General features: G+C 51.1%; 15 protein-coding genes, 2 tRNA genes and 1 pseudogene. 13 read left to right on the forward strand and 5 right to left on the reverse strand.

Annotated elements, in window-relative coordinates; translation table 11 throughout:
* Positions 1-22 precede the first annotated feature (22 nt).
* From B9G79_RS11450 to B9G79_RS11465, 4 genes are all read left to right on the forward strand, one after another.
* Positions 23-2,152 (forward strand): hypothetical protein, encoded by a 2,130-nt coding sequence (locus B9G79_RS11450; RefSeq protein ID WP_088565622.1) that lies wholly within the window; start codon positions 23-25, stop codon positions 2,150-2,152.
* Positions 2,153-2,168: 16 nt separating this feature from the next.
* Complete coding sequence (locus tag B9G79_RS11455; RefSeq protein WP_088565623.1) at positions 2,169-2,822, forward strand: hypothetical protein; 654 nt, start codon at positions 2,169-2,171, stop codon at positions 2,820-2,822.
* A 117-nt stretch (positions 2,823-2,939) separates the two neighbouring features.
* Entirely contained in the window at positions 2,940-4,589 is a 1,650-nt protein-coding gene (locus B9G79_RS11460; RefSeq protein ID WP_088565624.1) for a HAMP domain-containing methyl-accepting chemotaxis protein, read from the forward strand.
* A gap of 169 nt (positions 4,590-4,758) precedes the next feature.
* A complete protein-coding gene (locus B9G79_RS11465) occupies positions 4,759-6,408 on the forward strand; it encodes a HAMP domain-containing methyl-accepting chemotaxis protein (RefSeq protein WP_088565625.1) in 1,650 nt (549 codons plus the stop codon).
* Here B9G79_RS11465 and murJ read toward each other — a convergent pair.
* Positions 6,380-7,888 (reverse strand): murein biosynthesis integral membrane protein MurJ, encoded by a 1,509-nt coding sequence (gene murJ, locus B9G79_RS11470; RefSeq protein ID WP_232468601.1) that lies wholly within the window; start codon positions 7,886-7,888, stop codon positions 6,380-6,382. The two genes, B9G79_RS11465 and murJ, sit on opposite strands and share 29 nt — an antisense overlap.
* Before the next feature lie 115 nt (positions 7,889-8,003).
* Here murJ and rpsT point away from each other — a divergent pair, with 115 nt between their 5' ends.
* Entirely contained in the window at positions 8,004-8,267 is a 264-nt protein-coding gene (gene rpsT, locus B9G79_RS11475) for a 30S ribosomal protein S20 (protein WP_011163955.1), read from the forward strand.
* Between the two features lie 6 nt (positions 8,268-8,273).
* On the opposite strand, the gene B9G79_RS11480 is transcribed toward rpsT, so the two are convergent.
* From B9G79_RS11480 to B9G79_RS11490, 3 genes are all read right to left on the reverse strand, one after another.
* A complete protein-coding gene (locus B9G79_RS11480) occupies positions 8,274-8,642 on the reverse strand; it encodes a PilZ domain-containing protein (protein WP_088565627.1) in 369 nt (122 codons plus the stop codon).
* Positions 8,643-8,710: 68 nt separating this feature from the next.
* Positions 8,711-9,721 (reverse strand): DNA polymerase III subunit delta, encoded by a 1,011-nt coding sequence (holA, locus tag B9G79_RS11485; RefSeq protein ID WP_088565628.1) that lies wholly within the window; start codon positions 9,719-9,721, stop codon positions 8,711-8,713.
* A 15-nt stretch (positions 9,722-9,736) separates the two neighbouring features.
* Positions 9,737-10,318 carry an LptE family protein gene (locus B9G79_RS11490; protein ID WP_088565629.1) on the reverse strand — a complete coding sequence of 194 codons (582 nt, stop codon included), beginning with the start codon at positions 10,316-10,318 and terminating at the stop codon, positions 9,737-9,739.
* A gap of 75 nt (positions 10,319-10,393) precedes the next feature.
* Between B9G79_RS11490 and B9G79_RS11495 the strand changes: the two genes are divergently transcribed.
* The 5 genes from B9G79_RS11495 (at position 10,394) to B9G79_RS11515 (ending at position 14,247) form a co-directional block, all read left to right on the forward strand.
* On the forward strand, positions 10,394-11,554 hold the full coding sequence (locus B9G79_RS11495) for a pyridoxal-phosphate-dependent aminotransferase family protein (protein ID WP_088565630.1): 1,161 nt from the start codon (positions 10,394-10,396) through the stop codon (positions 11,552-11,554).
* A complete protein-coding gene (locus tag B9G79_RS11500; protein WP_088565631.1) occupies positions 11,551-12,537 on the forward strand; it encodes a D-2-hydroxyacid dehydrogenase in 987 nt (328 codons plus the stop codon). The genes B9G79_RS11495 and B9G79_RS11500 overlap by 4 nt, the downstream gene beginning before the upstream one ends.
* A gap of 61 nt (positions 12,538-12,598) precedes the next feature.
* On the forward strand, positions 12,599-13,897 hold the full coding sequence (locus B9G79_RS11505; RefSeq protein WP_011163948.1) for an adenylosuccinate synthase: 1,299 nt from the start codon (positions 12,599-12,601) through the stop codon (positions 13,895-13,897).
* A gap of 174 nt (positions 13,898-14,071) precedes the next feature.
* A tRNA-Lys gene (locus B9G79_RS11510) sits at positions 14,072-14,147 on the forward strand.
* Positions 14,148-14,174: 27 nt separating this feature from the next.
* Positions 14,175-14,247 (forward strand) — tRNA-Glu (locus B9G79_RS11515).
* Between the two features lie 184 nt (positions 14,248-14,431).
* Here B9G79_RS11515 and B9G79_RS11520 read toward each other — a convergent pair.
* Positions 14,432-15,019, reverse strand: a complete 588-nt coding sequence (locus tag B9G79_RS11520; RefSeq protein WP_088565632.1) for a hypothetical protein — start codon at positions 15,017-15,019, stop codon at positions 14,432-14,434.
* Between the two features lie 70 nt (positions 15,020-15,089).
* Here B9G79_RS11520 and B9G79_RS11525 point away from each other — a divergent pair.
* From B9G79_RS11525 to B9G79_RS11535, 3 genes and pseudogenes are all read left to right on the forward strand, one after another.
* Positions 15,090-15,725, forward strand: a pseudogene (locus tag B9G79_RS11525) (LysR substrate-binding domain-containing protein); the annotation flags it as partial.
* A gap of 204 nt (positions 15,726-15,929) precedes the next feature.
* Complete coding sequence (locus tag B9G79_RS11530; RefSeq protein WP_088565633.1) at positions 15,930-23,660, forward strand: Calx-beta domain-containing protein; 7,731 nt, start codon at positions 15,930-15,932, stop codon at positions 23,658-23,660.
* Between the two features lie 71 nt (positions 23,661-23,731).
* Positions 23,732-26,563, forward strand: coding sequence for a hypothetical protein (locus tag B9G79_RS11535; RefSeq protein ID WP_011163937.1), 2,832 nt, complete (start codon positions 23,732-23,734; stop codon positions 26,561-26,563).
* Positions 26,564-26,596 lie beyond the last annotated feature (33 nt).

Genomic DNA, 26,596 nt, shown 5'->3' on the forward strand with positions numbered 1-26,596 from the left:
TTTCTCCAGGGTGGGGGGATTTATGAACAAGTCATTAAGCATTCTGATTACTATTCCATTTCTGTGCGGCACGGCTTTGGCTGAGCCCGCACTGAAAGTCAAAAAAGGCGGCCGTCCAGCGGCTGCCAGCCTGAAGGTCAAATCCAGCCTGGTTCCGACTTTTGATGTCTATCAAAAGAAAGTGGTGAAAGGCAAAGTCGAGGTCTTCAAGGTTAAAAACATTCCTTTGCTGGATGTCGGTGAAGAGCGCGAACTCGAGGCCTCTGAAATGAGCCCGCTGCGCCTCCCCGCCTCCCGCGAAGTCACTTTGAAAGAAACCCGCCGTCGTGAATCTCCAGTGGCCATTGATTTTGTCCTGAAGCCTTACACGGACGTGGTAAACCCGGCCAAATCCCTGACCACAGCGGATGCCTTCAACAAAATTCCGGATGTCAAAATCCTGAATCCGGTGGCAGAACCTGTGACCAAGGATCCTCTGGTGCAACTGGCGAAGCTTGAAGACATGCAGCCGAATGACTACAAACTGCTGCAGGCTTTGATCTTCCTGGAAATCCAGAAGAACTACGAACTGGCGATGGGTCTGTTCTCGGAACTGATCGAGGACCCGGAACACCGGATTGAGGCTTTGTACCACTATGCCATGACAGCCAAGGGCCTGGGTCTGCACTCCGAGTTCCGCCAGTACATGATTCAGGTGGCGCAGGAAACCAAATCCAAAGAGTGGCAGCAAAAAGCAACTGAAGCCCTGGTTCAGAACATCAACACACTGGAAACGTCCGACATCGCTTTGATCGACCCTTTGGTGATCAAGCATGAAATGGACATCACCAAGAATGATGACTACCAGATCACCCGTGCCAAATACTATTCAGACAAGGGCCAACTGGGCCTGATGGAAGACGCTTTGATCTTTATCGGCGAAAAGTCCCCGCGTTATCCGGAGGCTTTGCTGCTGAATGCCCTGTTCAACTATCGTCAGGGTAAAGTCGAAGAAGCCACCATCTATCTGGAAAAGCTGATGACTGCGACCGAGGCCGACAAAACATCCCAACTGCGTTCTGTGGGTGCTTTGACTCTGGCGCGCATGCAGTTCCAGAAGTCCCAGTATAAAGAGGCCTTCCAGTCTTATCTGAAAGTCGATAAATCCAATCCTCTGTGGCTGCAGGCTATGGTGGAAAGCGCGTGGACTCAGATTTTGGGTGAGGACTATGAAGGGGCTGCGGGGAACATGTTCTCTCTGCACACGGACTTCTTCAAAAACGCGTTCTCTCCGGAATCCTATGTGGTGCGCACTGTGGGTTACCTGAACCTGTGCCAATACGGTGACGGTGTGCAGGTGCTGAATGAAATGAAAAAGAAGTATGCCCCTTGGAAGCAGAAGCTGGCTGCCTACAGCTCTTCCCACAAGGATTCTTCCGCATACTATGAAACTGTGAAGGGCTGGTTGAAAAACTCAGACCTTAAGGAAGTTGACGGTCTGCCACGTTCCTTCATTGTGGAACTGGCGCGCCACCCTGCTTACATGAGCGTGCAAAAGCAGATCAACGCCTATGAGGACGAGATCGTGAAATTCAACCGCATCGCGCTGACTTTGGTGAAAAAAGAGCGCGAGCTGATTGCCAAACAAAACGAGGCCAACAAAGAACTGGCTGACGCGAAAAAAGGACTCAAAGGCGACAGCCCTTCTGAATCCACCGTGGCGGCAGTGCAAAGAGCCGAGCAGAAACTGCTGAGCTATCGCATCCAGTTCCACATTGCCAAGAAAGCCCGCACGTCCATCAAGAATCTGCGCGCAACTGGCATGGCCCGTATTGAAAAAGAAAAAACAGTGCTGCGTGCCCAGGCATCCCAGGCTTTGAAAGGCCGCTTTGACGAGATGCTGGCAGGTCTGGACAAGGTCCTGGATCAGAACGATGTTCTGCAGTACGAGCTGTACTCTGGCGCCGGTGAGCACATCCGCTATCAAATGGCTGGTGGTGAGATCAACGAAAAAGAACGTCCGGAGCTGAAGGTTCAGAAGGAAAAATCCCTGAACTGGAAATTCAAAGGTGAAATCTGGGAGGACGAAGTGGGTCACTATCGTTCTTCTTTGAAAAATGTTTGTGCCCAAGAAGGTCAGGACGGCAGTGTGGCCGGCTTGTCTGAACAATAAGGAAAGGATTTTCAAGATGAAATTCGCTAAAGCAATGACGACTTTGTCCCTAGGTGTTTTGATGAGTCTTGGCACAACCGCAATGGCGCAGAATTCCGCCAAAGAGGGCCTGGAGAAAATCAAAGGCAATCTGAACAATTCAAAAACCAACCTTCAGGAGTATGAAAAGAACCTGAAAACCGTGGAAGGAAATCTGTCGGAAGTGGCCAAAGCCAAGTCCCAGGTTGAAAACCAGCAAAAGCAGGTTCATCAGCAGGCTGAAGAAAACAACCAGGCCATGGGCCGCATCGGTGGTCAGGAAAAGGAAATTCAGGGTCTGATCAACGAAGAAAAAAACAAGATGGCGCAGGAATCCCAGAAGATCGCGGAACTGGAAGCCATGATTGCAAAGATCAAAGAAAACCAGAAAAAGCGCGAGCTGAACATCAACGACTATCAGTTGCAGATGTCCCAGTTGACGGAAGAAAAGAAAATCTGGAATTCACGTGCGGCAACTTTGAAAGAACAGAACGAACAGGTGAACCAGAAGCTTCGCGGCCTGGCCAGCGAAGAGAACGAATGGAAAGCCAAACAGCGCGGCTATCAGGGCGAAGTCAAACGCTGGAGCAAAGAGGTTGAAAGACAGCAAAAGATCAGCGACAGCTACAACTCTTTGGCTGAAGTGAAGTAAACCCTCGCTTTTAAATAGAACCACCCAGGGACTTCTTCCGCCCGCGGAAGAGTCCCTTTTTTTTGCCCGACGTTCATCTACATTCATTGCAAGAATTTAATCTTACGAGGAGAAAACATGAACGCCACCGGAATCGGATCCTGGTTCAGAGGGATCAAAGGAAAGCTACTTCTAGCCGCAGCATTGCCCGTCATCGGCTTTAGCATCGTCTATGCAATTTCAAATCAGGGAATGAAAGGCTTTGAAGCCTATCTGGAAAACTCCCACAAAAATATCATTCCGAATCTGCAGGCCCTGGCAGAGATGCGACAGGCCCGCAACAAATACGGCTATCAGGTCTTTGCAGCGATGAGTGTAAAGACAGCCGAAAAGCGCGAACAACGCCTGAACATCGCCAAAGAAGCTGTTAAAGAATTCACAACAGCCATGGACCAGTATGCCTCCACCCCGTTCACTCCGGAAATGGAAAAGGCCTTTGAACCGGCCAAACAAGTGCGCGCAGAGTATGAAAAACTGCTGACACTGGTTATTGAAGAGATCGCCACGGGCACGCCTGAAGGTTTCGCTAAAGCAGAAGGACAACTGGATGGCCGTCTGTGGGAAATCGGAACGATCATGCATAAAATGAGTTCTGATTCCATGGCTTATTATAATAAAGCGGCAGCCGATGACGACAAAGCGGCCGAAGAAGCCTCTGTTCGCATCAACAACTTGACGCTGTTTGTGACATTAGCATCCACATTCTCCATCCTGGCAATTCTGCTGTGGATTGCAGCACGCATTTCAAACTCTGTCAGCTCCATCGCCAATCGCCTGTCCACGGCTGGTGGCCAAGTGGCTTCTGCAGTTGAGCAGTTGAATGAAGCTGGGAATTCATTGTCCCAGTCTTCAACCGAAGCCGCAGCTTCCTTGGAAGAAACCGTCGCAGCATTGGAAGAAATGAGCTCTATGGTTCAGATGAACTCGGACAACGCTAAACAGGCGGCAGCTTTGTCTGCAAGCTCTCGTGATTCCGCTGAACAGGGTGAAAAAGAAATCCAGTCTTTGATTCATTCCATGACTGAGATTTCCCAGTCCTCCAAAAAGATCGAAGAAATTATCTCTGTGATTGATGATATCGCCTTCCAGACCAACCTGCTGGCATTGAATGCCGCAGTGGAAGCGGCTCGTGCCGGGGAACAAGGAAAAGGCTTTGCCGTTGTTGCCGAAGCGGTTCGCGCCCTGGCACAAAGAAGTGCGGCTTCTGCCAAAGACATTTCCTCTTTGATCAAAGACTCCGTTTCTCAGATCGAGAGCGGCAGTGAGATCGCTGACAAGTCCGGCGCCGTTCTGACGAATATCGTGAACTCGATCAAAAAGGTTTCAGATCTGAACAACGAAATCGCCGCGGCCAGCTCTGAGCAGACCACCGGGATTCAACAGATCAGCAAAGCCATGAACCAGTTGGATCAGGCAGCACAAAGCAATGCCGCTTCTGCTGAAGAAATTGCCGCCACCAGCGGTGAAATCAATGGCCTGGCAGCAACCAATCAGAACCTGACCGTGGAACTGAACACGATCATTCTGGGCGGCGCCAGCGTGATGACCGAAGTTCCAACTGAAACCACAGCGAAAACCACCAAGAAAGTGCCCCCCTTCGCCAAACCAGCAGCGAAGAAAAGCAATGTGATTCCGATGAAGGCCACCCCGGCTCGTAAAGAATCCCAGGACATGATCCCGTTTGATGAAGATGACCGGGCAAAGGTCGGAACAACAGACGGATTCTAGTCCCGCAAACACATCAAGATTTGTTAACAGAACCCCACGACCAACGTGGGGTTTATTAATTTTTCTCCCCCATTATTCGTATTGTTAATTCTGGACTGCTAAGCACTCTTTTAAATTCCGAATAATTATCTGTTAAAAACCCATAAAGACTTTTACGGAGACTCAACTTATGTCGGAATTTAAAATATCAAGCTGGTTCAAAGGGATTAAAGGCAAATTGCTCGTGGCCGCATTTCTGCCAATGGTGGGCTTTGCCATTCTTGGATCCATCGCTCTTAACGGGATCTCAAGCGTGGTCAACCTTTTGGATATCGCCAACGAACAGGTAATTCCAACATTTGATATGGTTGGTGAAATGCGCCAAGCGCGCAATAAGTTTCAATATGGTGCCTGGGCAGCCATGGAACACACTGATGAGCCTGAAAAACTGGCGTCCTATCTAAAGACCGCCACCGACGGTATGAACGAGTTCCGCAAGGCTCAGGAAACCTACGATCCAATTCCTAGAACACCGGAAGAGGACAAGGCTTACCAAATGGCGAAGCCTCTTTTTCCGGAATATTACGCCTCGATGGAAAAAATCATCAGTCTGATCGGTTCTTCAGATCCGGCAAAATCCAAAGAAGCTGAGGTTCTGCTGGATGGCCGCTACAATGAAATAGGCAAAACGGTTAGCGCCTGGAACGGTGCCGTCACCGATATCTATGCCAAGATGGCCAAAGACGGTGTGACAGAGGCCGCCTCCACCGAAGCTTATGTAAAAAATCTGATTTATCTGGTTTCTGCAGCGACGGGTGTCACAGTGTTTGCCGTCCTTCTGTGGATCGCAGCAAAGATCGCATCCTCTGTAGGTTCCGTTGCAGACCGTCTGACAACAGCCGGTGGCCAAGTGGCTTCTGCGGTTGAGCAGTTGAACGAAGCTGGTAACTCTTTGTCTCAGTCTTCTACGGAAGCTGCAGCCTCCCTGGAAGAAACGGTGGCGGCTCTGGAAGAAATGACTTCCATGGTTCAGATGAACTCGGACAACGCCAAACAGGCAGCCGCTTTGTCTGCAAGCTCCCGCGATTCTGCTGAACAGGGCGAAAAAGAAATTCAGAACCTGATCATGTCCATGACTTCAATTTCTCAGTCTTCCAAAAAGATCGAAGAAATCATTCATGTCATCGACGACATCGCCTTCCAGACAAACTTGCTGGCACTGAATGCCGCAGTGGAAGCAGCCCGCGCCGGTGAACAAGGCAAAGGCTTTGCGGTGGTGGCGGAAGCTGTCAGAACTTTGGCGCAAAGAAGTGCCGCTTCTGCCAAAGACATCTCCTCCCTGATCAAAGACTCTGTGTCTCAGATCGAAGAAGGCAGTGCCATTGCCGACAAGTCCGGTGCTGTCTTGACGAACATCGTGACCTCAATCAAAAAAGTTTCTGACCTGAACAATGAAATCGCAGCAGCAAGCTCTGAGCAGACCACCGGTATTCAACAAATCGGTAAAGCCATGAACCAGTTGGATCAGGCAGCCCAAAGCAACGCTGCTTCCGCAGAGGAAATCGCGGCGACCAGTGGCGAGATCAACAACCTGGCGGCCACTTCCCTGAATCTGACCGTGGAACTGAATGAAGTGATCCTGGGCAGCAATGAAGTTTCTAAAGCTTCTGCATCGTCAGAAGCTCCGGTCAAAGCGAAGGCCAAAATACCTTCGCCAATGCCGAAGAAATCCAATGTCATTCCGATGAAGGCCGCGGCTCCGAAAAAGTCCGCGTCCCAGGATGTGATTCCATTTGATGACGACGAAAGAGCTAAGGTTGGGACGACCGACGGATTCTAGAAATCTGCTCGCAACCCAAAACATAAGCCAGACCGAAATAGGCGACAACCGCCAACAGGATCGTGATAAAGAGGGCCAGCATCTGCAGCCCTCTTCCTGTTTGAGCCATCAGCAGTTCATACGTCTGCAGCGAAACCACCATCCCCGCCCCGGCCAGCACGAACTTCACCGCCGGACGAAGCAACACCGACATTCTGATTCCCGGAGAATACTTCTTAAGCAATCCCATCAGCAAAACCGCATTTAAAAACGCCCCGGCCACACCCGAAATCATCAGCCCCTCAAGCCCCCACTGCCGCATTAGCACCGGCGCCAGCGACACATGCACCGCCAATGAAACCACCGCCAGCACCATGGGAACTTTCGTATTTTTAACGGAATAATAAAGCGGCATCAAAACGCGACTGCAGGACACCAGCAACAAACTGACAGCATAGATGCGCAAAATCGCCGCCGTCATCTGCACATCCTGCGCGGTGAACTTGCCCCGCAAGAAAAGAACCTCAATAATCGGCTCGGCCAGAACATAAAGCCCCAATGCCGCCGGCCACGCCAGAAACAGATTCATCAGGAAGCTTTCTTCAGCGGTTTCCTGGAATTTTTCTTTCAGTCCCCGACTGGCAAAGTCACTTAAACTAGGCAGCAGTGCCGCCCCGATGCTGACTGAAATCAACGACAGCGGAAGCTCCAGCAAACGGTCGGCCCAATAGATATAAGAAATCGAACCTTCAGGAAGGGAGCTGGCAAAATACAGATTCACCAAAGTGGAAAACTGCAATAGCCCCATACCGATCAGCCCCGGAATCATGCCTTTCACAACCGCGCGCACTTCCGGGGTCCACATCATCGTCTGCAGTCGCGGCAGACAGTTTCGCTGCCTTAAAGCTACCGCCAACAGCAGCGCCTGCAACAGCCCCCCGATCAGGACTCCCCACGCCAATCCATCCCCGTGCACGGGAAACCACTGCGGCGGCATAAAGGTGAAAACCAACATCGAGACATTTAAAAGCGCTGGCGCCACAGCCGGCAGTCCGAAACTGCCCAGGGCATTTAAAATCCCCATATAGAAGGCATAGGTGCAGACAAAGAACACAAACCCAAACATGATCCGCCCCATGCGCAGGGTCAGTTCCCACTTGGCGGCATCCAGAGCGTACTCAGAAGAAAGAATCAGACGGAAAACAGGCTCGACATAAATGATCCCCAGCAGGGTCAAAACCCCTAAAATCACCAAAAGCAGCGAATAAAAGGCATTGGCCAGGTTTCGGGCGCGCTGGCCGGTGGGATCTTCCGATTGTGTTTGCATGAAAACGGGAATAAAACTCACAGCCAGGGAGCCTTCCCCGAACAGACGGCGGAACAGATTGGGGATGCGGAAAGCGGCAGTCCAAGCATCAGTGACCGCCCGGTCAAACAAAGCCCCCAGGGCAATATCCCGGAAAAGCCCCAGGATGCGGCTAGTTAACGTCCCGGAGGCCATTAAAAAGGCGCTTTTGAGGACCTTTTTGCGATCTTCTTTTAATCCACTTGCTTCGTGAGACACCCTATGTTAATCCCTTTGGTTCGTCTATAAAAGTTACTGTGGAGGTTATCCCTTGGCAAATCATAAGTCTGCAGCAAAAAGAGCTCGTCAGTCTATCCGTAAAACTGCTGTTAACAACGCTCGTAAAAGCACTGTTAAAACAGCTGAGAAAAAACTTGTTAAAGCTATCGAAGCTAAAGATCTGAAAGCTCTTCCTGAATTGTTGAAGAACTTCTCTTCTCAAGTAATGAAAGCTGCAAAAACTGGCGTTATCAAGAAAGAAACTGCATCCCGCAAGATCAGCCGTCTTTCTACTCGCGCTTCTGCAACGAAGTAATTGGGTTTAATTCAACTCTGATTCGGTTCGCGCTGATACAAAGGCGCGAATTTGTCGTTTTGTAGAGAACGCAATCTGATTGAAGCTCAGTCCGTGGGTGACTTTATGGTCACCCTCTTTTTTTTGCGTCGAACGAACCACGCCGCGAAGGAAGACAAAGTCCCCGGCGGGCACTTGGAAGCTGACCACCACTTCGTGGCCCTCGGTCAGAACATAATCGGTGACAATGGACATACCACCCTCGCCGATTTCTCCGGATTCACAGACAAAGTAAGTCCCATCGCACAGGATACCGATCTTGCGTTTCATCGCACGACGCGGGTACTGGCGGCGGAAATAACCTTTATCTTCAAATGCAGGATTGGCTTTGTTCATCACAAAGCTTATCGGTCTATTCAGCTATCAACTTGAAAATGTCTGCACTCCAGCTTCGCTGGAGTGGTTCACATGGCGTATTGAGTGCCGCAGGTCTTTAAAACCAGGTTTTCCAGCCAGATGTGACTGGACAATGGTGAGGACTTCAAAGCCTTGTCTGTCTCAGACAGAACCACCAGGGTTTGTTCCAGCTTTTTAGCAGTCCAAAGTCGGGCTTGATCCAGGTAGCTTTCCAGGAAATAAGGCGGCACCTGGGCAAAATGCGCGAGCTTCGCGCCATGCAGGCCTTCTTCCATTCCCCGCTTTAAAGTCAGCAGGATACGCACGTGACGGGCCACCAAAGACACGATCCCGATCTCGTTCTGCCCCTGATCCAGCAGGTGAACCAAAAGCTCCAAAGCCTTCACACGGTCGTTTTCGCCGATGGCCTTGGTGAAATCAAAAACGTTCTCTTCCTTGGAGCGGGACACGGCCTGAGCCACATCCGCCACTTCAATACGGCGCTCGCCGACGAACTCACCGAGCTTTTTAAGCTCCCCTTCGATTTCGGTCAGGTGATGACCCACCAGCTTGTGCAAAAGCAGGATGGCATCATTACTGATCGTCAAACCCAGGGACTGGGCGATGTAGTTGATCCAGGATGGAATCTGATTTTCGTAAGGTTTTTTGAATTCAACACAGTCGGCTTTGTCGAGCAAAAGACGGATCTGTTTTTTGCGCTTGTCCACGCGGGACGCCAAAAGCACGAACACGGTGCTGTCCACCGGAGTTTCAAACAGCGTTTCAAGCTCGGCCCATTCTTTGTCCGTAAGTTCCTGGGCCTCTTTCAGGATCACCAGACGGCGCTGAGCCATCATCGGCAAAGTTTCAACGGCATCACGCACCGACACCACGTCAGCGTCAGAAGCATAGAACAGGCTGTAGTTAAAATCCACGGCCCCTTCAGTCAAAACAGAATACTTGAAACGTTCAACGGACTGGTTCAACAGGTAGGGTTCTTCACCGAACAGGAAATACAACGGCGCAGTCTGACCTTTTTCAAGATCGCGATAAAATTTCTGCGCATCGATGAGTGCCACGAGTTGAATATCCTTTTAGAAATTTTCGGTAATACGATCATGTGCCTCGGACATAATGTCATAAGCCATGAGGTCAATGTTCTGCCTTCGCGCAGAAAGATTGTAAAGCGGATTTATGGAGTTAACACCGGCCAGCGTTACCTGAGGTGCTGCGTAAGTTCTTTCTCCACTGAAGGACCCACTCCAAAGCTCCGTTCCATCCGCCTGGCGCACGACTTTCACCGTCACGGTCAGCAGAATACGATACTCTGACGCAACGACAGTTCCATTGGGCAAATAAGGCGCTGAAGAGTCCCCGGCCACACGTTTTGCACCCGGTAAATACTGAACAGAATCAATCTGCCCGATCACTGCCACTTCCGACAAGGAATTGTCCACAATTCGGGCAACTCGGGAGCGCTGGAATTCCTGAATCAGTGTGTTTGTGAACGCCACTTCGATCCCGGTTTCCTGTGTTTTGTTTTTGAAAATCGGCACAGAAATCTGCTTATAACCGCCAGGAATACTGCGCGTGCCGCTGCCCAGACGATAGGCACATCCCGAGAGGAATAGCGACAGAATCAGAGTGATGCGAAAAGCTTTAAATATTGCGTCCACGGCCCCAGTTGAGTATAAAATTAGCAGGAAGTCATCACAGAAATGGTGACTGCGCGACGCAATCAAGGAAGAAATATGGCAACTCAAGATTACAGTTTGCTGGCTCCGGGCCCCGTCAATATCCATCCTGAGGTGCGCAAAGCGCTGGCACTGCCGATGATTCACCATCGCACTCCGGAATTCGATAAAATTCTTAAGAAAGTTCTGACCCAGATCAAAACTGTTTTTCAGACCCAGGAAGATGTTTATCTTCTGACCTCCACCGGCTCTGGCGGGATGGAAGCTTTACTGGTCAACACCTTGTCACCGGGCGACAAAGTTATTGCCATTGTTTCAGGCAAATTTGGCGAGCGCTGGGCTGATATGGCCGCGCATTTTGGCGCCTCAGTTCTGACCATCAACGTTCCTTGGGGTGAAGCCGTCAAAGTTTCTGACGTTGAAGAACTGCTGCAGAAAAATCCTGACACCCGCGCCGTGCTTTGCCAGGCGTGCGAAACCAGCACCGCTGTGGCCCACCCGATTGAGGCTTTGGGTAAAATCATTCAAAAATATCCCGACACCTTGTTCCTGGTGGATGCCATCACTGCACTGGGGGCGTACCCTCTGCCGATGGATGCCTGGGGTATTGACGGCATTGTCGCCGGATCGCAAAAAGCCTTTATGCTGCCGACAGGTTTGTCGCTGCTGTCCTTTTCGAAAAAGGCCTGGAGATTCATCCCCGACGCCAAATGCCCCAGATATTATTTTGACATCCGCAAAGAGAAAAAAGCCAACGCTGCCGGCGAGACTTTCTATTCTTCCAACGTCGCTTTGATCCGCGCTTTGGATGTGGTGCTAACGCTGATTTCCCAGCAGGGCTTGGAAAAACTTTTCCACGACATTCATCGCCGCGCGGAATTCACCCGCATCTTTGGTCTGAAGCTGGGCTTCACTTTGTATGCACAATCCCCCAGCAACTCGGTGACTGCGTTGCTGGTGCCACCACAGATGGACGGACAAAAAATCCGCCTGCACCTGGAAGAAGTTCACAACATCACCATCATGGGCGGACAGGATCAGGCCAAGGGCCGAATCATTCGTGTGGGACACATGGGTTACATTCAGGATCACGAACTGATTCGTCTGGTGGAGTGCTTGGGGCACACCCTGCGCCACTTTGATTCAGATTTTATGTCGTTGGAGCATATTTCCAACATCACGACCGAGGCGAAAAACTGGCTGGAGCAAAATCCGTGAAGAAAAAAATCCTGATCACCGACCGCTTTGCGCAAGACAGTTTTTTGTACCTGCAACAACACAGTCAGTTTGACGTCGTTCGCAGCGACAACCCCCAGCACCTGCCATTGGAACATCTGGTCAGCGCCAACGCCCTGATCATTCGCAGTCGCACGCGCATTGACGAAGAGCTTTTGAAAAAAGCCCGTCAACTGCAACTGATTGTGACTTGCACCAGCGGGTTTGACCATATCGATTTGGATGCCACCCAAAAATGGGGTGTCACGGTCATGCATACTCCCACGGCCAATATCGAATCGGCCGCACAGTTAACGTGGGGCTTGGTTTTGTCCTGCGTGAATAACATTCAGGCCGCACACAAAATGGTGAAAGCCGGCGAATGGAACCGCGATCAAATCACGGGCATTGAACTGGCTGGCAGAAACTATGGCATTGTGGGCTTGGGACGTATCGGATCCCGCGTGGCAGAATTGGCGCAAGCCTTCGGCATGAATGTGGTCGCCTACGACCCGTATCAAGAAGACGACGTCTTTGAACGCCTGCACATTCCCCGTCTCAGTTACGAAGAGGTTCTGAAAACCGCCGACGTGATCAGCTTCCACGTGCCAAAAACCCTGGAAACCGAGCACATGCTGAACCGCTCGCAGTTTGAATACATCCACAGAGGCATCGTCCTGATCAATACGTCGCGTGGTTCGGTCATCAACGAAAACGACCTGTGCGAAGCCCTGGAAAAAGGCTGGCTGCGTTCGGTGGGTTTGGACGTTTATGAAAAAGAGCCCTTGAACAGAAACTCTAATTTGCTGAAATACCCGAACCTGGTTTTGACTCCGCACATTGGAGCCAATACAGAAGACGCGTTCTTTAAAGCCTCCCAGATTGCAGCTAATAAGCTTATGGCGTTTTTTGTGGACGGATCGACCTCTGACACCCTCCCGCCAAGGGCGCCTTGGTATGGAGCGGCTCCATTTAAGGGCGAATAAACTTGCCTGATATCCCCTCTTTGAGAGACAGTTCTAGGGTCTGTTTTAAGAGGTACGTATTATGTCAGGCGTTGTTGTTGTCGGTGCTCAGTGGGGCGATGAAGGTAAAGGTAAACTGATCGATGTGTTCGCTGAAAAAGCGGACATGGTGGTTCGATATCAAGGTGGAGCCAATGCCGGCCACACCCTGGTAGTGAACGGACAAAAAACCGTTCTGCATCTTGTTCCCAGCGGTATTCTGCGCCCGGAAACAACATGTGTGATCGCCTCCGGTGTCGTGATCGATGTTTTCTCGATCCGTGATGAAATCAAAAAGCTGAAAGACACAGGCTTTTTGCAAAACCCAAAACAACTTTTGATCTCTGATACGGCAACTTTGATTTTGCCATACCATAAAGCTCTGGACGCTGCTCGTGAAGCCGCTTTGAGTGACGGCAAGATCGGCACCACCGGCAAAGGCATCGGCCCGGCTTACGAAGACCGCGCTTCCCGCCGCGCGATTTTGTTCGGTGATCTTTTCGACAAAGACAATCTGAAAAAGAAACTGGAACTGGCACTGACTGAAAAGAACTTCATGCTGGAGAACTACTACAAGGGCTCCACTTTCAAAGCCGATGATCTGATCAAGGATCTTCTGGCCGTGGCTGAAGAGCTGGCTCCATACCGCACGAAAGACACTTCGCTGTTTATCAGTAAAAGTTTGAAGTCCGGAAAAAGAGTTCTGTTCGAAGGCGCGCAAGGCACGATGCTGGACATCCTGCACGGCACATATCCTTTTGTAACGAGCTCTTCCACTCTGGCTTCCAACGCCTGCGCCAGTGCCGGCATCGGCCCTGCGAGCGTTCAGAAAGTCATCGGCGTGTTCAAAGCCTACACCACTCGCGTGGGCAGCGGCCCCTTCCCGACTGAGCTGAACGATGAAATCGGCAAAAAGATTCAAGCCGACGGCCACGAGTTTGGTTCCACCACCGGCAGAAGCCGTCGTTGTGGTTGGTTGGATCTGGTAGCGTTGAAATATGCGATCCGCGTGAATGGTATTACAAATCTGGCGATGATGAAATTGGATGTCCTGACAGGACATGATCGTATCGGTGTGTGCACAGCGTACAAACTGAACGGCGAAATCATCACTGATCTGCCAACTTCACCGTATGAACTGGAAAAAGTGGAGCCCGTGATTGAATGGATCCCTGGTTGGACACAAGATTTGACGAAAGTAAAAACACTCTCGGATCTTCCACGCCCAACAACGAACTACATTGACTATCTGGGTTCACAATTAGGCACACCGATCGACGTAATTTCCGTCGGACCGGGCCGAGAACAGACACTGTGGGTCAAGCCTTTGTTCAACAATTAAGCAGAGTTAGCAGGAGTTAGCAGTTTTTATAGAATTTTCGAAGGCCTTTGCCCACACCTTGAGCAAAGGCCTTTTTTTTATCAAAAAATCGCAAAAATTTTTAAAAAACTGCAAGAAAGTGTATTGACTTTGGACCCCTCTTACTACAAATTAGCACTTCCTCAAACGGACAGTGGTTCGCTAGCTCAGCTGGTAGAGCACTTCACTTTTAATGAAGGGGTCGATGGTTCGAATCCATCGCGAGCCACCATTTTTAGTTCGTTTGTTTTTCCTAAACGTTCCCATCGTCTAGGGGCCTAGGACACCTCCCTTTCACGGAGGATACAGGGGTTCAAATCCCCTTGGGGCTTGGTTTTCCCAAGGGGCTTTGAACTTAGAGCGCCGGCGCAAAACAATCCTACAAAGCTCGCGGCACGCGGCGAACGCCGGCACAGGGGTTCATCGACGTCGCAGGATGCGACCTCGAGGGTGCGCAAAGCGCAGGGCAAAGCCCCGAGGAGCGTGATGCGACGAGCCCCAATCCCCACCGCAAACCTAAGACCACATTCTTAACAGTTTATCTGAAAGATCGCTTCGAACAACAGACCGCTCTCTCATTGATAGACCATCAATTACGATCCAACCAATTGAACCAGTTTCTCTATGCACAAACTTTGGCATTATGTGTGAACGTTTACTATCCTGCGAGTCATAGAAAATTGGTTCATCTTCAGGTCGAGGATTTACCCTAATAAATGGGTGAGGTTCTTTTATTTTTCTATCTTTTGAAATTTCAAGCTTCTCTATAGTCACCCTAAGAGGCTCAATATCTTCAAAGATCTCATTGAACAGGGGAGTCTGATCAACGAGCTTTCGCGCTCTAAGCAAACGCAAAATCTCATACATGCCGCCTACCCAATAATCCGACAGAATCGACTGGATATCGAACGCAATGACGTCGTTGGTGCTTGTATCCAGCCGACTAGTTTCCATCTCCATGCTTCTCAATATAATACCCACCTTGCCTTGATTCTGGATATTTACAAAAAGCATAGACTGCGGCATAGCACCACCACCAACTTTATGTGAGGCAGAAATCCATTTCTTATAAATTTCTTGATTACTAGCACTGGCAAGATTCATTGGCCATTTCAGTTGCCGATTCGCCGACCGGGAACCTTTTTAAATCAAAATTCTCCTGGGACTGACTCTTTTTTTTAGATTGTATAAGAGACAGCTTTATGAATGGGAACAGGCCCAGAATCTGGCAAATCCTGAGTCCGGCCTGATTCAGGGAAGTTATACCATCGCGGTTCACCCTTCGGTCGCCCTCTATACTCTGGGGGCATTCATGCCGAGTCTTCAATCAGACTTTGCGGGCCTTGATTTCAATTTTATCCATGGTCTTTCCCGAGAAATGACTGAAAAGGTCATCAGCTGGGAAGCCGATTTTGGCATTGTCGTGAATCCCATCAGGCACCCGGACCTTGTTATTAACAAGCTGTGCACGGATGAGGTCACCATCTTCCACACGAAAAATGCCCAGGATAAATTGATTTATGATCAGAACCTGTCCCAGTCCCAGTACATTCTGAAAAAAATCAGCAAAAGAACCAGCTTCAGCGGCGTGCTGAGTTCAGGAAACCTTGAAGTGGTGGCGAAACTGACGTCCTTGGGTTTTGGATATGGTCTTTTGCCAACCAGAGTCGCCGCCCAATACAAGCAGCTTGAAAAACTAAAAGACGCCCCTGTATTCAAGGACGAAATCTGTCTGGTTTACCGCCCCGAAAAGCACAACAACGCCGTCAGCAAAAAAATTATTCAGACTATCAAGTCATCGAATTTTTAAGCAAGGGCATCACCTTTCATAAACTCCAACCTCTCCAACAACCGAATCGCCGGCTTCGGCACCGTATTGCCTCCCAGATACAAACGAGGTCTCACATAACCCCAGGTTCACATTCACAATCGTACTAAACCTCAGAAAAGACTGGACTATTTCTGGCAAAAATCACTTAACAATTCAACCAAATCTGCCGAAAAGAAGCTTAAGATGTTTGACGCCCGTACGTTCCTAACACACATCTCAACGTCATTCTTTGCGCTCTTTCTTACGAGTTGCATGGATGCTTCGCTATCCCCTCTGCTCAGCGAAAATCAGGTACTACGTAAAATCACAGTTGAATCCGGCAAAACCGTCGTGCTGGAAGAAGGCATCGGTCATCAAATCACCTTGGGAGTCGAAACCCCAAGCGTACCGGGCGTGACCGTGAAGCCCGAAGACCTGGGCTGGACCTTAAACGATGAAGATGGCGATTTTGAAGCTTCCAACGGCACTCTGCTGGTTCAGCCGGGGATCACTTCTGTCAGCTTCATCATCAAAGCCACTCGCGATGCGGTTATTGAAAACGATGAAACATTCGAACTTCGTTTTACCGGCGAAAAATTCGAGGGCCTGGACAGCAACGTTATTTCTTTTGTCGTGAAAGACAAAACCACCCGCGCCAAAGTGACGGCAGCGGCGACTTTGGATTTTGGTCCGCAGATGAAAGACACGGTCATTGAAAAATCCGTGAGCTTCCAGAATACCGGCGATGCTCCAGCCCAAGGCCTGACTTTGAGCACCTTGTCGGCACCCTTTGCCTTTAAAGGCGGATCATTCCCAGGAAACGGCGGCACCTGTTCCACCACTTTGAACGGTCACTCTTCCTGTTCGGTCGTGATCACTTACAGCCCAACCGAGGTCAACACGCACTCGCAAACGTTGACTTGGAATTACACCAATCCTGATATCGCGGATAACGGTTCCTTGGGAATTTCAGGCTTGGGCGTGGAAGTGGCTGCCGTGCTGGGTGGTCGCCCGGCGAATCCAAGCAATGTCGAAGATCTGGACATTACGGTCTCTGGCACGAACGTCACACATTATCGCTACAAGGTGGGCCCGCAAGGCTCAACAGATTGCACAGTGTCTTCGGGCTATTCGACAGAAACGGCCGTGGGCGCAAAAATCACTGACGACCTTGCTGCTTTGGCCAATCAAAGCCTGAAAATCTGCGTGGTCGGGAAGGATTCAAACAACTTCTGGCAGCCTTTCACTGCGGCGACAGTTTACACTTGGAATTACGACACCCTTCGCCCGTCCGTGGTGATCAGCCAAAAAACAGGACAGGCTGATCCAACAAACACCCTGCCCGTTCGTTTTAGTCTGGTGTTCAGCGAAGCGCTGGCGGAAAGCTCATTGACCGATGGCGATGTGAGCTTCGCCGGCTCCGCTTTGGTCAATACGCACACTCTGACGAAGATCGACAGCACTCACTATGAGCTGACAGTTTCTGGTGTGGATAACAACGGCGTGATTCAGCCGGTAATCAATGCAGACAAATTCTCGGACCTTGCTGGGAATCTGAATACCGTTTCTACAAGCTCTGACAACCAAGTGACTTATGACACCAGCGCCCCGTCTTTACCGACGTCTTTAAGCTGGATTCAAACATCACCAACCAAGGTCACTCCGGCTGCCGCCAGTTGGACTTTGTCAGATTCATCCGACATCGCTGAGCAAAAAATCCAGTTCTATAAAGATGCATCCTGCCTGCTCTTGGAAGGCACGGCCATTTCACTTTCCACTTCGGCGGTCACGCGAAGCTTTGCCGGGGCTGATGGCGAAACGTACACTTATAATCTGACGGTGATCGACACTTCCGGAAACGTCTCGGTTTCTGGCTGTTCGACGGCGCTGACCATGGACCGCACAGCGCCCAGTCTGGCTTCTTTCAATCCTGCGACCAGTGTTCGCGCAAGTCTTCCGGCTTCAGTAACGGTCACTTTCAGTGAAGCCATGCTGCAATCCGCAGTTGAAACTGAAAGCAACTGGGGTATCACCTGCTCTGGCGGCGCGAATGTTTCAATTGCTGGTGTGTCAGCTTCCAGTGCGACAGCGGCCGTTGTGAATTTGACGGTAACGACATTGCCTGCCAATGCCGAAGTTTGCACCCTGACTGCAAAAACAACCCTGACTGATGTGGCGGGTAACGCCCTGCCTGCTGCCGGCACGGTTCAATACACCCTGGATCTTCCGGGCACTGTTGTGTCTGTGACATCGTCTTTGGCCAATGGCTCTTACAAAGCTTCCCAGGTCGTGCCTGTCTCTGTCCAATTTACCGAAAACGTGACGATAGCTGGCGGCACGCCAGAACTTTTAATTGAAACTGGATCTACCGATCGTGTTGCGGCCTACGTCAGTGGCTCCGGTACGAACACTCTGGTGTTCCAATACACTGTCCAGGCAGGCGATAACTCTGCGGATCTTGATTATGAGTCCGTCAATGCGTTGACACTGGCAGGCGCCACAATCAAAGACAGCTTTGGCAATGACATGATTCTGACTTTGCCAGCGCCAGGCGCTGCAGGTTCACTTTCCGCCAACAAGAATATCATCATCGATACCCAAGCACCCGAAGCCTTCGTGATCGCGGGTGTGACTGGCGGCACCGACTCGACTCAGGATGAATGGCTGACCAATGGTTCCACGGGAACGATCCATTGGGCTGCGGCACCTGGCAGCACTCAGTATTTGGTAGAAATCCGTAACAGCGATGCTTCCGCTCCCGTTTGTGCCCAGCAAACAGTGACAACAACGTCTCACACCTCCACTGGGTGCGCCCTTTCCAATGGCACCCAATACACGGCGCGAATCTCTGCCCAGGATGCCGTGGGGAACTCCACCGCAGCCACTAATAACGACTTTGTGTTCACGGTGAACACTTCCGCAGTGATTGCCACCATTACGGGTCAACCTACGGGCAAAACCAATCAGACCACACTGAATATCGATGTCGCCGGTGCTGACGTTCAGACCTATCGCTACAAAATAGGTCCTGCAGCTTCCACAAACTGCGCGGTTGCAACCGACTATTCCGGTGACATCGCCATTGCCACCCACATCACGGATTCCATCAGCGGCTTGGGTAACACTGATATCAAAGTCTGCGTGATCGGTAAAAACTCGGCCAGTGTCGAACAAGCCCTGACCTCGGCGACCACGGCGACGTGGACACAGGATTTGGCAGCCCCGACTTTGACCATCAATCAAAAAGCCGGTCAGGCTGATCCGACCAACGCCGTCCCGGTGGAATTCACCATCGTGGCCAGCGAAGCCATTGCCAACTTCGCAGTCGCAGACATTACGCAATCCGGAACCGCTTCTGGCATCACCTGGAGTCTGACGACGTCTGATAATATCACTTGGTCCCTGAAGGCCACGGCCATCACGGGGGCCGGCACCCTGATCCCATCCATCACCGCCAATAAAGTGACGGATGCGGCTGGCAATAACAACACCGCCAGCACCAGCACTGACAATCAAATCACTTACGAGACGACCAAGCCGTCTTTGACCATCAATCAAAAAGCCGGTCAGACCGATCCAACCAACACCCTGCCAGTGGAATTCACGGTGGTCTTCACCGAGGCTGTCAATGCCAGCACCTTTACCGCGGCTGACATCACCCAAGGTGGAACGGCTTCCGGTATCACGTGGAATCTTTCGACTTCTGACAATATCACATGGACCCTGCAGGCCACCGCCATCACAACAGCCGGAACTTTGATTCCGTCCATCACAGCGGGGAAAGTCAGCGATCCGGCCGGCAATACGAACAATGCCTCGACCACGACGGATTCTACGGTGACCTATGATATTACGGCTCCGGTGAATGCAACGTCCCTGGCCTGGCAGCAGACGTCCCCGACGAATACCACCAGCCTTGTGGCTTCTTGGAGCAAATCCACCAGCACGGATCTGGCTTCACAAAAAGTCCGTTTCTATACAGGGGCTTCTTGTGACACGTACACCGGAACAGAAAACGCTGCGACCAGTTCTGCGACCACATCAAACTTCACAGGTGTGAATGGCACGACTTACACTTATCAGGTCATTTCTTTGGATGCTGCCGGGAACTCGATCACTTCGGTTTGTTCCAGCGCGATCGTTATTGACACCACGGTTCCCACTGTCACCAATGTTACATCCAACAAGGCCAATGGAGCATATACTGTCGGTGATGTCATTGATGTGCGCATCACGTTCTCTGAAAACGTGACTGTCACTGGAACTCCGTTGATTGCCCTGAACACAACCCCTGCCCGTTCTGCATCTTACGCTTCGGGCACCGGGACGAACACCCTTGTCTTTAACTATACAGTTCAAGCCACGGACACCGCGGCAGACCTGAATTATGCCGCCACCACGTCCCTGACAGTGGCTTCTGCCACCATTCGCGATGCCGCGGCCAACAATGCGACTCTGACCTTGCCGGCAACGGGGGCCGCGGGCTCTTTGGGCACGAACAAAAATATCGTGATCGACACGACCGCCCCAAGCATCACCACCTTCACGGTGACAAACACGACCCCGACGAACAGCACAACATTTAATATCACTTCGGCCGTCAGTGGCAGCCCGGCTACTTATTGTATTATGGAAAACAACACAGCCGTGGCATCGTGCACGTGGACAGCCGGAGCTTCACTACCAGCCACATTCACGGTAACGACTGTGAATGAAGCCAAAACACTTTATGCCTGGGTGAAAGATGCTGCCGGCAACGTCAGTGCAATGGCTAGTTCAGCATCGATTACATTCGATAACACTCCACCGACCGCAACCCTGTCCGGCCAGCCCACGGGGTCCAGTGCAAAGTATGCACTGAATATTGATGTCAATGGCAGTGATGTTGTCGCTTATAAATACAAATTGGGTGTCGCTGGTTCCACGGACTGTACTGTGGCAACCGGATACTCGGCCTCTGAAATATCCAGCTCAACAAATATCACTGACAACATTTCCGCACTGGCTAACGGAAGCATCAAAGTGTGCGTGGTCGGCAAAGACACCGCTGGAAACTGGCAGACCTATGCGACTGCAACCGCTGTGACCTGGACTAAAAATTCTCCGGCTATTCAGTTTAGCGCTACGACATCCAGTGTTTCTGAATACAACGATCCGACGCATACCGTGGCCGTCAGCATCCCGTCCGCCGTCGATATCGCCGTCAGTGTCAGCTATACATATTCCAATGGTTCCGCACCTTCTGCAACAATGGGATCTGACTATACCGCCACCAACGGCACGGCAACAATTGCGGCTGGCAGCACTTCCGTGAATATTTCAATTCCGATTCTTGATAACAGCACTGAAGAGTATGACGAAACATTCAAAATCACCCTGAGCGGCCCGGTGGGTGGTTCTTTGGGGGCTAACACCGTTCACACCGTGACTATCACGGATGACGAAGCTCCACCGCTGGTCACGATTCAGGACGTTTACGTTGTTGAAGGTTCTTCCACCAGCCTGATGGCGACACTATCGCATCCAACAGACAAAGGATCTGTCTCCATCAACTGGACGCGTGACACCTGCACCGGCACTGACTGTGCCACAGTTGGCACGGACTATACGATGGCAACCACTTCGGGCACTGCTTCTGTTGCGTCGGGGGCAACTTCGGTCACATTTGGCAGTCTGACAACAATCAACAACGCGGCTGACGAACTTTACAAACGCATTCCAATCAAAATCACCGGTATCACCGGCGGTACATCTTATATTTCCAACGCCGATATCTTTATCAACGACAATGACAGCCCGGCCGGAAAGGATGCCGTGGATGTTGTTGCCGGTGACAACCACACCTGCGCCCTGACCAGTAACGGTAACGTCTATTGTTGGGGCCACAATGGGGCCGCGCCCCTGGGACAAGGACACTACTATCCTAGTTCTTCACCACTGCTGGTTCCGTTGGCCGCCCCGGCCGTGGGGATAGCTTCTCTCTATAATAACGTCTGTGCTGTGTTAAACACCGGGGCGCTTTACTGTTGGGGTCAGGGAAGTCATGGTACTTATCCGGGGGGTGGTTTTACCGGAACCAGCTCGATAAGCACTCGTTTGACACCAACACTTGTAACCGGAATGAATTCGGGTGTCACCCAAGTCAGCATTGGCTGGGGTAACTCTTGCGCCATTCAAAACGGGGCCGTTTATTGCTGGGGTATCAAAGAAGGTGGCATTCTCGGGGATCCAGCAACCGCCTCCCCGACAACAGCACCCGTCGCTATTGCGAGCTTGAATTCGGGCGTAACAAAAATCTCAAGTGGCCAGTTCCATGCTTGTGCCATTAAATCCGGAGCATTGTACTGCTGGGGGCAAAACTCCAACGGCGAAGTGGGTGTTGGCAGCACCACTCTGGTGGGCACGCCGACGGCGATCAACGGCCTGGGAACTGTCACTGATGTTTGGACGGGATATTATGGCACCTGTGCGAAAAACAATTCCAATCAGGTCTATTGCTGGGGTAACAATTCCGACAACCAGCTTTTAAGCAATACCACTGCGGATGTCACCTCGCCGCTTTTGATGGCGGAACTTGCCGGAGCCACAGATATTTACTTTGGTATCCAGTTCTGCGCGGCTTTAGCCGGCGATTTGCATTGTAAAGGCAGAAACTATTTTGGCGAAGCCGGCATCAATCAGCCGACAGGAACCTCGGTGATTCCTTTGACCCCCGTTGTTGGAGGCTCTGGCGGTGTCACTGCCGTTGCGGGCTCTACAGGGGCTCACACCTGTTTCGTGCGCAGTGGCCAGGTTTATTGCACAGGATTCTCGGGATTCGGCCAGCACGGCGATCAGCAACCTCTGCAGTCCAATGCCCACGTTCTCAGCCCGAAATTCAGCGGTGCCAGCACCATTTCCATCTTCACTGAGCATGCTTGCGGCATCTTCAGCGGGGCCGTGAAATGTCTGGGTGACAGCTACTATAGCAAAACCGGAAATCTGCTGACAGATCGTATTTATCAGGCTCCGACCCAGGTGAAAAATCTGACCTCTGGAGCCACCAAGCTTGTCAGTTCCAGCACCGGCACATGTGCCGTTGTGTCAGGCGGGGTTCAATGCTGGGGTCGCAACTTTATTCGCGCTTCGGGAAGCACTTCGGGAAATCCGAATATTCCGACAGGACTGTCTTCAGGAGCTACGGACTTGGCAATGAGTTTTGGCAGCACTGTGTGCGCCATTAAGGCGGGCAAACTTTACTGTTGGGGTCAGGTTGATATCATCCCTTACTTGGACCTTGCTGTTGATTTCTATTATGCGCCCGTCGAAATCACCGCCGCTGGTTCCAATAACGTGTCCGTCACCTTGGGCCGCCATCATGCTTGCGTGTTGAAAACAGACAAAACCGTCTGGTGCACCGGCTACAATGCCCACGGTCAGTTGGGCCAAGGGGACACCTCTGACCGAATCAGTCTGCATCAGGTGCCGGGTCTGACGAATGTCGATGAATTGCAGGCTTCCAGCTATGGAACTTGTGCCCGCATCGGAACAACGTCCATCAAGTGTTGGGGGCAAATAACAGGAAATGGAACCAACACCAACCAAAAGACGCCGGTTGATATTGGAAGCTTCACCAACGTGACCCGACTGATCAGCGGTTACACCAACCACTGCGCGATCAACAACGGCGCCGCCTATTGCTGGGGCTTTAATCGCTATGACCAACACGGCTTGAATGACTATCAGACAAATGAATACCATTTTTCTCCGACGGCTTTGACGACTCTTAACGCCATCGGCACTGTGACTGATCTGGAAGTTCGTGGCGCTTATGGTATTTGCGGTAAAATTGGCACAAACTGGTACTGTTCGGGTATCGACACGAACAGCGAGCTGGGAACAAACAGAAAGCCGTTCCGTCTGGCGCCGGTTTCCATGGGGCCTTTCCCTAACTAAACCAAATCACTGCTTGATTAACCCTCTGCGTTTCCCCTAAATTTTAGGGGTTTACTAAACAGAGGATCCTCATGAAGAAACTACTTTTGTCCTTAATGGCCGGCCTTTTGGCGCCGACCATAGCCATGTCTCAATCCGAAGTAATCGACAACTCACAAAGCCCGCCCCGCCAGTGGAAGACGATTGAAAACGAATACGTTAAAGTCATCTATCCTGAAGCCTTCCGTCCCAAAGCGGTGTATGTGGCGAATCTCATCAAACACAACGCCGCCGTTGTGGGCCTGAGCTATGGAATCAGCAAACCGAAGAAAATCACCCTTATTATCCGCAATGAGGTGGCTCTTCCCAATGGTTTTGTAGCTCGCGCTCCCCGCCGCACAGAGTGGTTCAATGCCGGTGCCTACAGCCCCATGGTGGGATCTCTGGAATGGCTGCAGATTCTTTCCATCCACGAATACCGTCACGTACAGCAGATGGATGACTTCAATAAAAACACGGTTCGCTATTTCGATTACCTCTTCGGGGATCTGGGGCTGAATCTGGCCGATGTGATCTCTAAAAAACCATGGATGGCGGAAGGTGATGCCGTCTATGCCGAAACAAAATACACGGATGGTGGCCGGGGCCGGTCCCCGCGTTTCCTGACGCGTCTTAAAGGTATTTTGCTGGGGGGCGAAACCCCGACTTACGATCAATTTGTGAATGGGACCTATCGTGACGCTTTGGTGAATCAGTATGTTTACGGTTACGTGCTGATTTCCCGCGCGTATCAAAAATATGGTGATGATTTCTGGGAAAAACTGACCGACAAAATCACCCGCGGTCCCCACCCGTTCCGTCTGGAATCCGCGTTCAGGGAACTGACCGGCGTTGAGTTCCAGAGCTTCTACTATGAGACTTTCAACGAACTGCGCGAGGCATGGAAGAAAGACGCCTTCACCGACGCTCCCAAAACCGACTACACGGTAAGATTCAATCCCAAGGTTTCCAATAACAGTCTGTACTATGTGAAGTTTGACCTCAATACGGTCCCGGCCATCTACAAATCCACAGCACAGGGTGAAGAAAAAATCGCCGAAGTGCCGTATTCAGAAGACTTAAGCCGCATTGACTATTCCGGCACCCATGCTGTGTACACGGATTATGTGCCTCACCCGCGCTATGGATTTGAGGGCTCGGCAAATCTTGTTCTGGTGGATCTGACCGGTGGATCGAAGTCCTACATCACTTCAGGACGCCGCCTTTACAATCCGAAATTCAGCGCCAGCGGTAAATCCATTCTGGCAGCGGAGTTCAATGACAAGATGACCTGGGACATTCAAGAAATTGGTTTTGATGGAAAGAACCTGCGCACTCTGTCCCTTAAAGACCTTGATCTGATGGAGGCCGCTTCGCTGAACGGGGATGAAATTATCGCCGTGGCTTCCAACAACACCGGACACAAGGCCTTGATTCAGGCGCGCTTCGGTTCGGATCAATATAAGGTGCTTTTGCCGTTTTCCCGCAACAATATCTTCTGGCTGCAGACAAACTCAAACCAAGAAATTCTGTTCGAGGCACAGTACAAAGGCGCCAACGAAATCTTCCACGGAAACACCCTGGGTGAATTCAGGCAATGCACCCAGAGCAAAATTTCTGCTTACGCTCCAACCTTTGATGGAACAAGCCTGGTTTACACCGAAGAAACCCCCTACGGAGCCCGTACCAAGAAAGCGGAGTTGAGCTCATGCGCGGCCCTGCCGGCTTCCCAACTGGTTGACTTCAACTATCTGGGCGACAACCCCAGTGATAATTACAACAAGTTCCAGCCGGTACCACTGAGCGGCCAGGAAACCTTCTACACGGCGGATTCTGCCAAATACACCGAATCAGACTATGGGATGTTTGATGCGCGGGGTTTCACTCCGCACACCTGGAGCTTCTTTGGCGGTCGCGGCTTGGCTTTGACGGTGATCACGGACAACTATCTTCGCGATTTCGGTTCCGCCATCACGGTCGGTTCTGATGGCGAGGAAAACACCCCATTTACTTCCGTCAAGATCGACTTTAAACGGTACTGGCCGGTCTTCAGCATTCTGGGCGACATCCGCAACCGTGCTGCCGATGTGAATCTGAACACGCAGGAACTAACCTGGCGCGAGGGCTCTTACGGTTTGGGCGTGGCCTTGCCGTATGCCTTTAAACACCACCTGTACAACGGATACCTGCAGGTTGATTACTCTGCGAAGCTTTTAAAAACGGAAAGCTTCCGACTGGACAAGGTGTCTGTGCCGGGATCTCAAGCTTCCACTTACGCGGATCAAAAAGTGGGCCTTTTGTTCTCTTACACCAAATCCGCGCAGCACCGTGCGATTCTGCCTCCGCTGGGGGTCGACGTTCAGGCGTTCTATGAAGACGTGGATGGAGTGTCCAACGAAGAAGCTCCGGGTTCTTACCGAACTTACGGACAGGTTCGTCTGTACCTGCCAGGCTTCCTTGCTAATAATGGCATTCGTCTGACTGGGAATGGACAGGAGAACCGCGAAGGCACCGGCAATTACATCTTCCCGACTCCGGCATTCAATCCGGTGGGTTACATCTATTCCCGTGGCTTTGATTACCTGCCGGCAGATCGTTTTGTAAAGGGCAGCTTCGAGTACATGTTCCCGCTGTCTTATCCGGACTACAACCTGGGGGCGTGGATCTATTTCAAACGTCTTTATGGAAATCTGTACATGGATCACACCAAAGTCATCCTTGGCAACAACAACGCCAACCTGAACAGTTATGGTGCAGAGTTGATCGCACAATCTGTGATCTTCCGCTTCCTGCCAATCGACTTTGGCTTCCGCTATATTCAGAAAGTGGAACCGGCCGAGGGTGAAGGTGAAATCTTCCTGGGCACGAACTTAGCTGTGTTCTAAATAAAAAAGGCCTGCGCAATGCAGGCCTTTTGT

Origin of the sequence: Bdellovibrio bacteriovorus (assembly GCF_002208115.1) — a bacterium.
In the GTDB taxonomy this organism is placed as follows: domain Bacteria; phylum Bdellovibrionota; class Bdellovibrionia; order Bdellovibrionales; family Bdellovibrionaceae; genus Bdellovibrio; species Bdellovibrio bacteriovorus_C.

Bases quoted from the DNA above. Each gene is read 5' to 3' on its own strand.
- B9G79_RS11450 (WP_088565622.1), top strand. From the start codon at position 23: ATGAACAAGTCATTAAGCATTCTGATTACTATTCCATTTCTGTGCGGC.
- B9G79_RS11455 (WP_088565623.1), top strand. From the start codon at position 2,169: ATGAAATTCGCTAAAGCAATGACGACTTTGTCCCTAGGTGTTTTGATG.
- B9G79_RS11460 (WP_088565624.1), top strand. From the start codon at position 2,940: ATGAACGCCACCGGAATCGGATCCTGGTTCAGAGGGATCAAAGGAAAG.
- B9G79_RS11465 (WP_088565625.1), top strand. From the start codon at position 4,759: ATGTCGGAATTTAAAATATCAAGCTGGTTCAAAGGGATTAAAGGCAAA.
- murJ (WP_232468601.1), bottom strand. From the start codon at position 7,888: ATGGCCTCCGGGACGTTAACTAGCCGCATCCTGGGGCTTTTCCGGGAT.
- B9G79_RS11480 (WP_088565627.1), bottom strand. From the start codon at position 8,642: ATGAACAAAGCCAATCCTGCATTTGAAGATAAAGGTTATTTCCGCCGC.
- B9G79_RS11495 (WP_088565630.1), top strand. From the start codon at position 10,394: ATGGCAACTCAAGATTACAGTTTGCTGGCTCCGGGCCCCGTCAATATC.
- B9G79_RS11505 (WP_011163948.1), top strand. From the start codon at position 12,599: ATGTCAGGCGTTGTTGTTGTCGGTGCTCAGTGGGGCGATGAAGGTAAA.
- B9G79_RS11520 (WP_088565632.1), bottom strand. From the start codon at position 15,019: ATGAATCTTGCCAGTGCTAGTAATCAAGAAATTTATAAGAAATGGATT.
- B9G79_RS11530 (WP_088565633.1), top strand. From the start codon at position 15,930: ATGTTTGACGCCCGTACGTTCCTAACACACATCTCAACGTCATTCTTT.
- B9G79_RS11535 (WP_011163937.1), top strand. From the start codon at position 23,732: ATGAAGAAACTACTTTTGTCCTTAATGGCCGGCCTTTTGGCGCCGACC.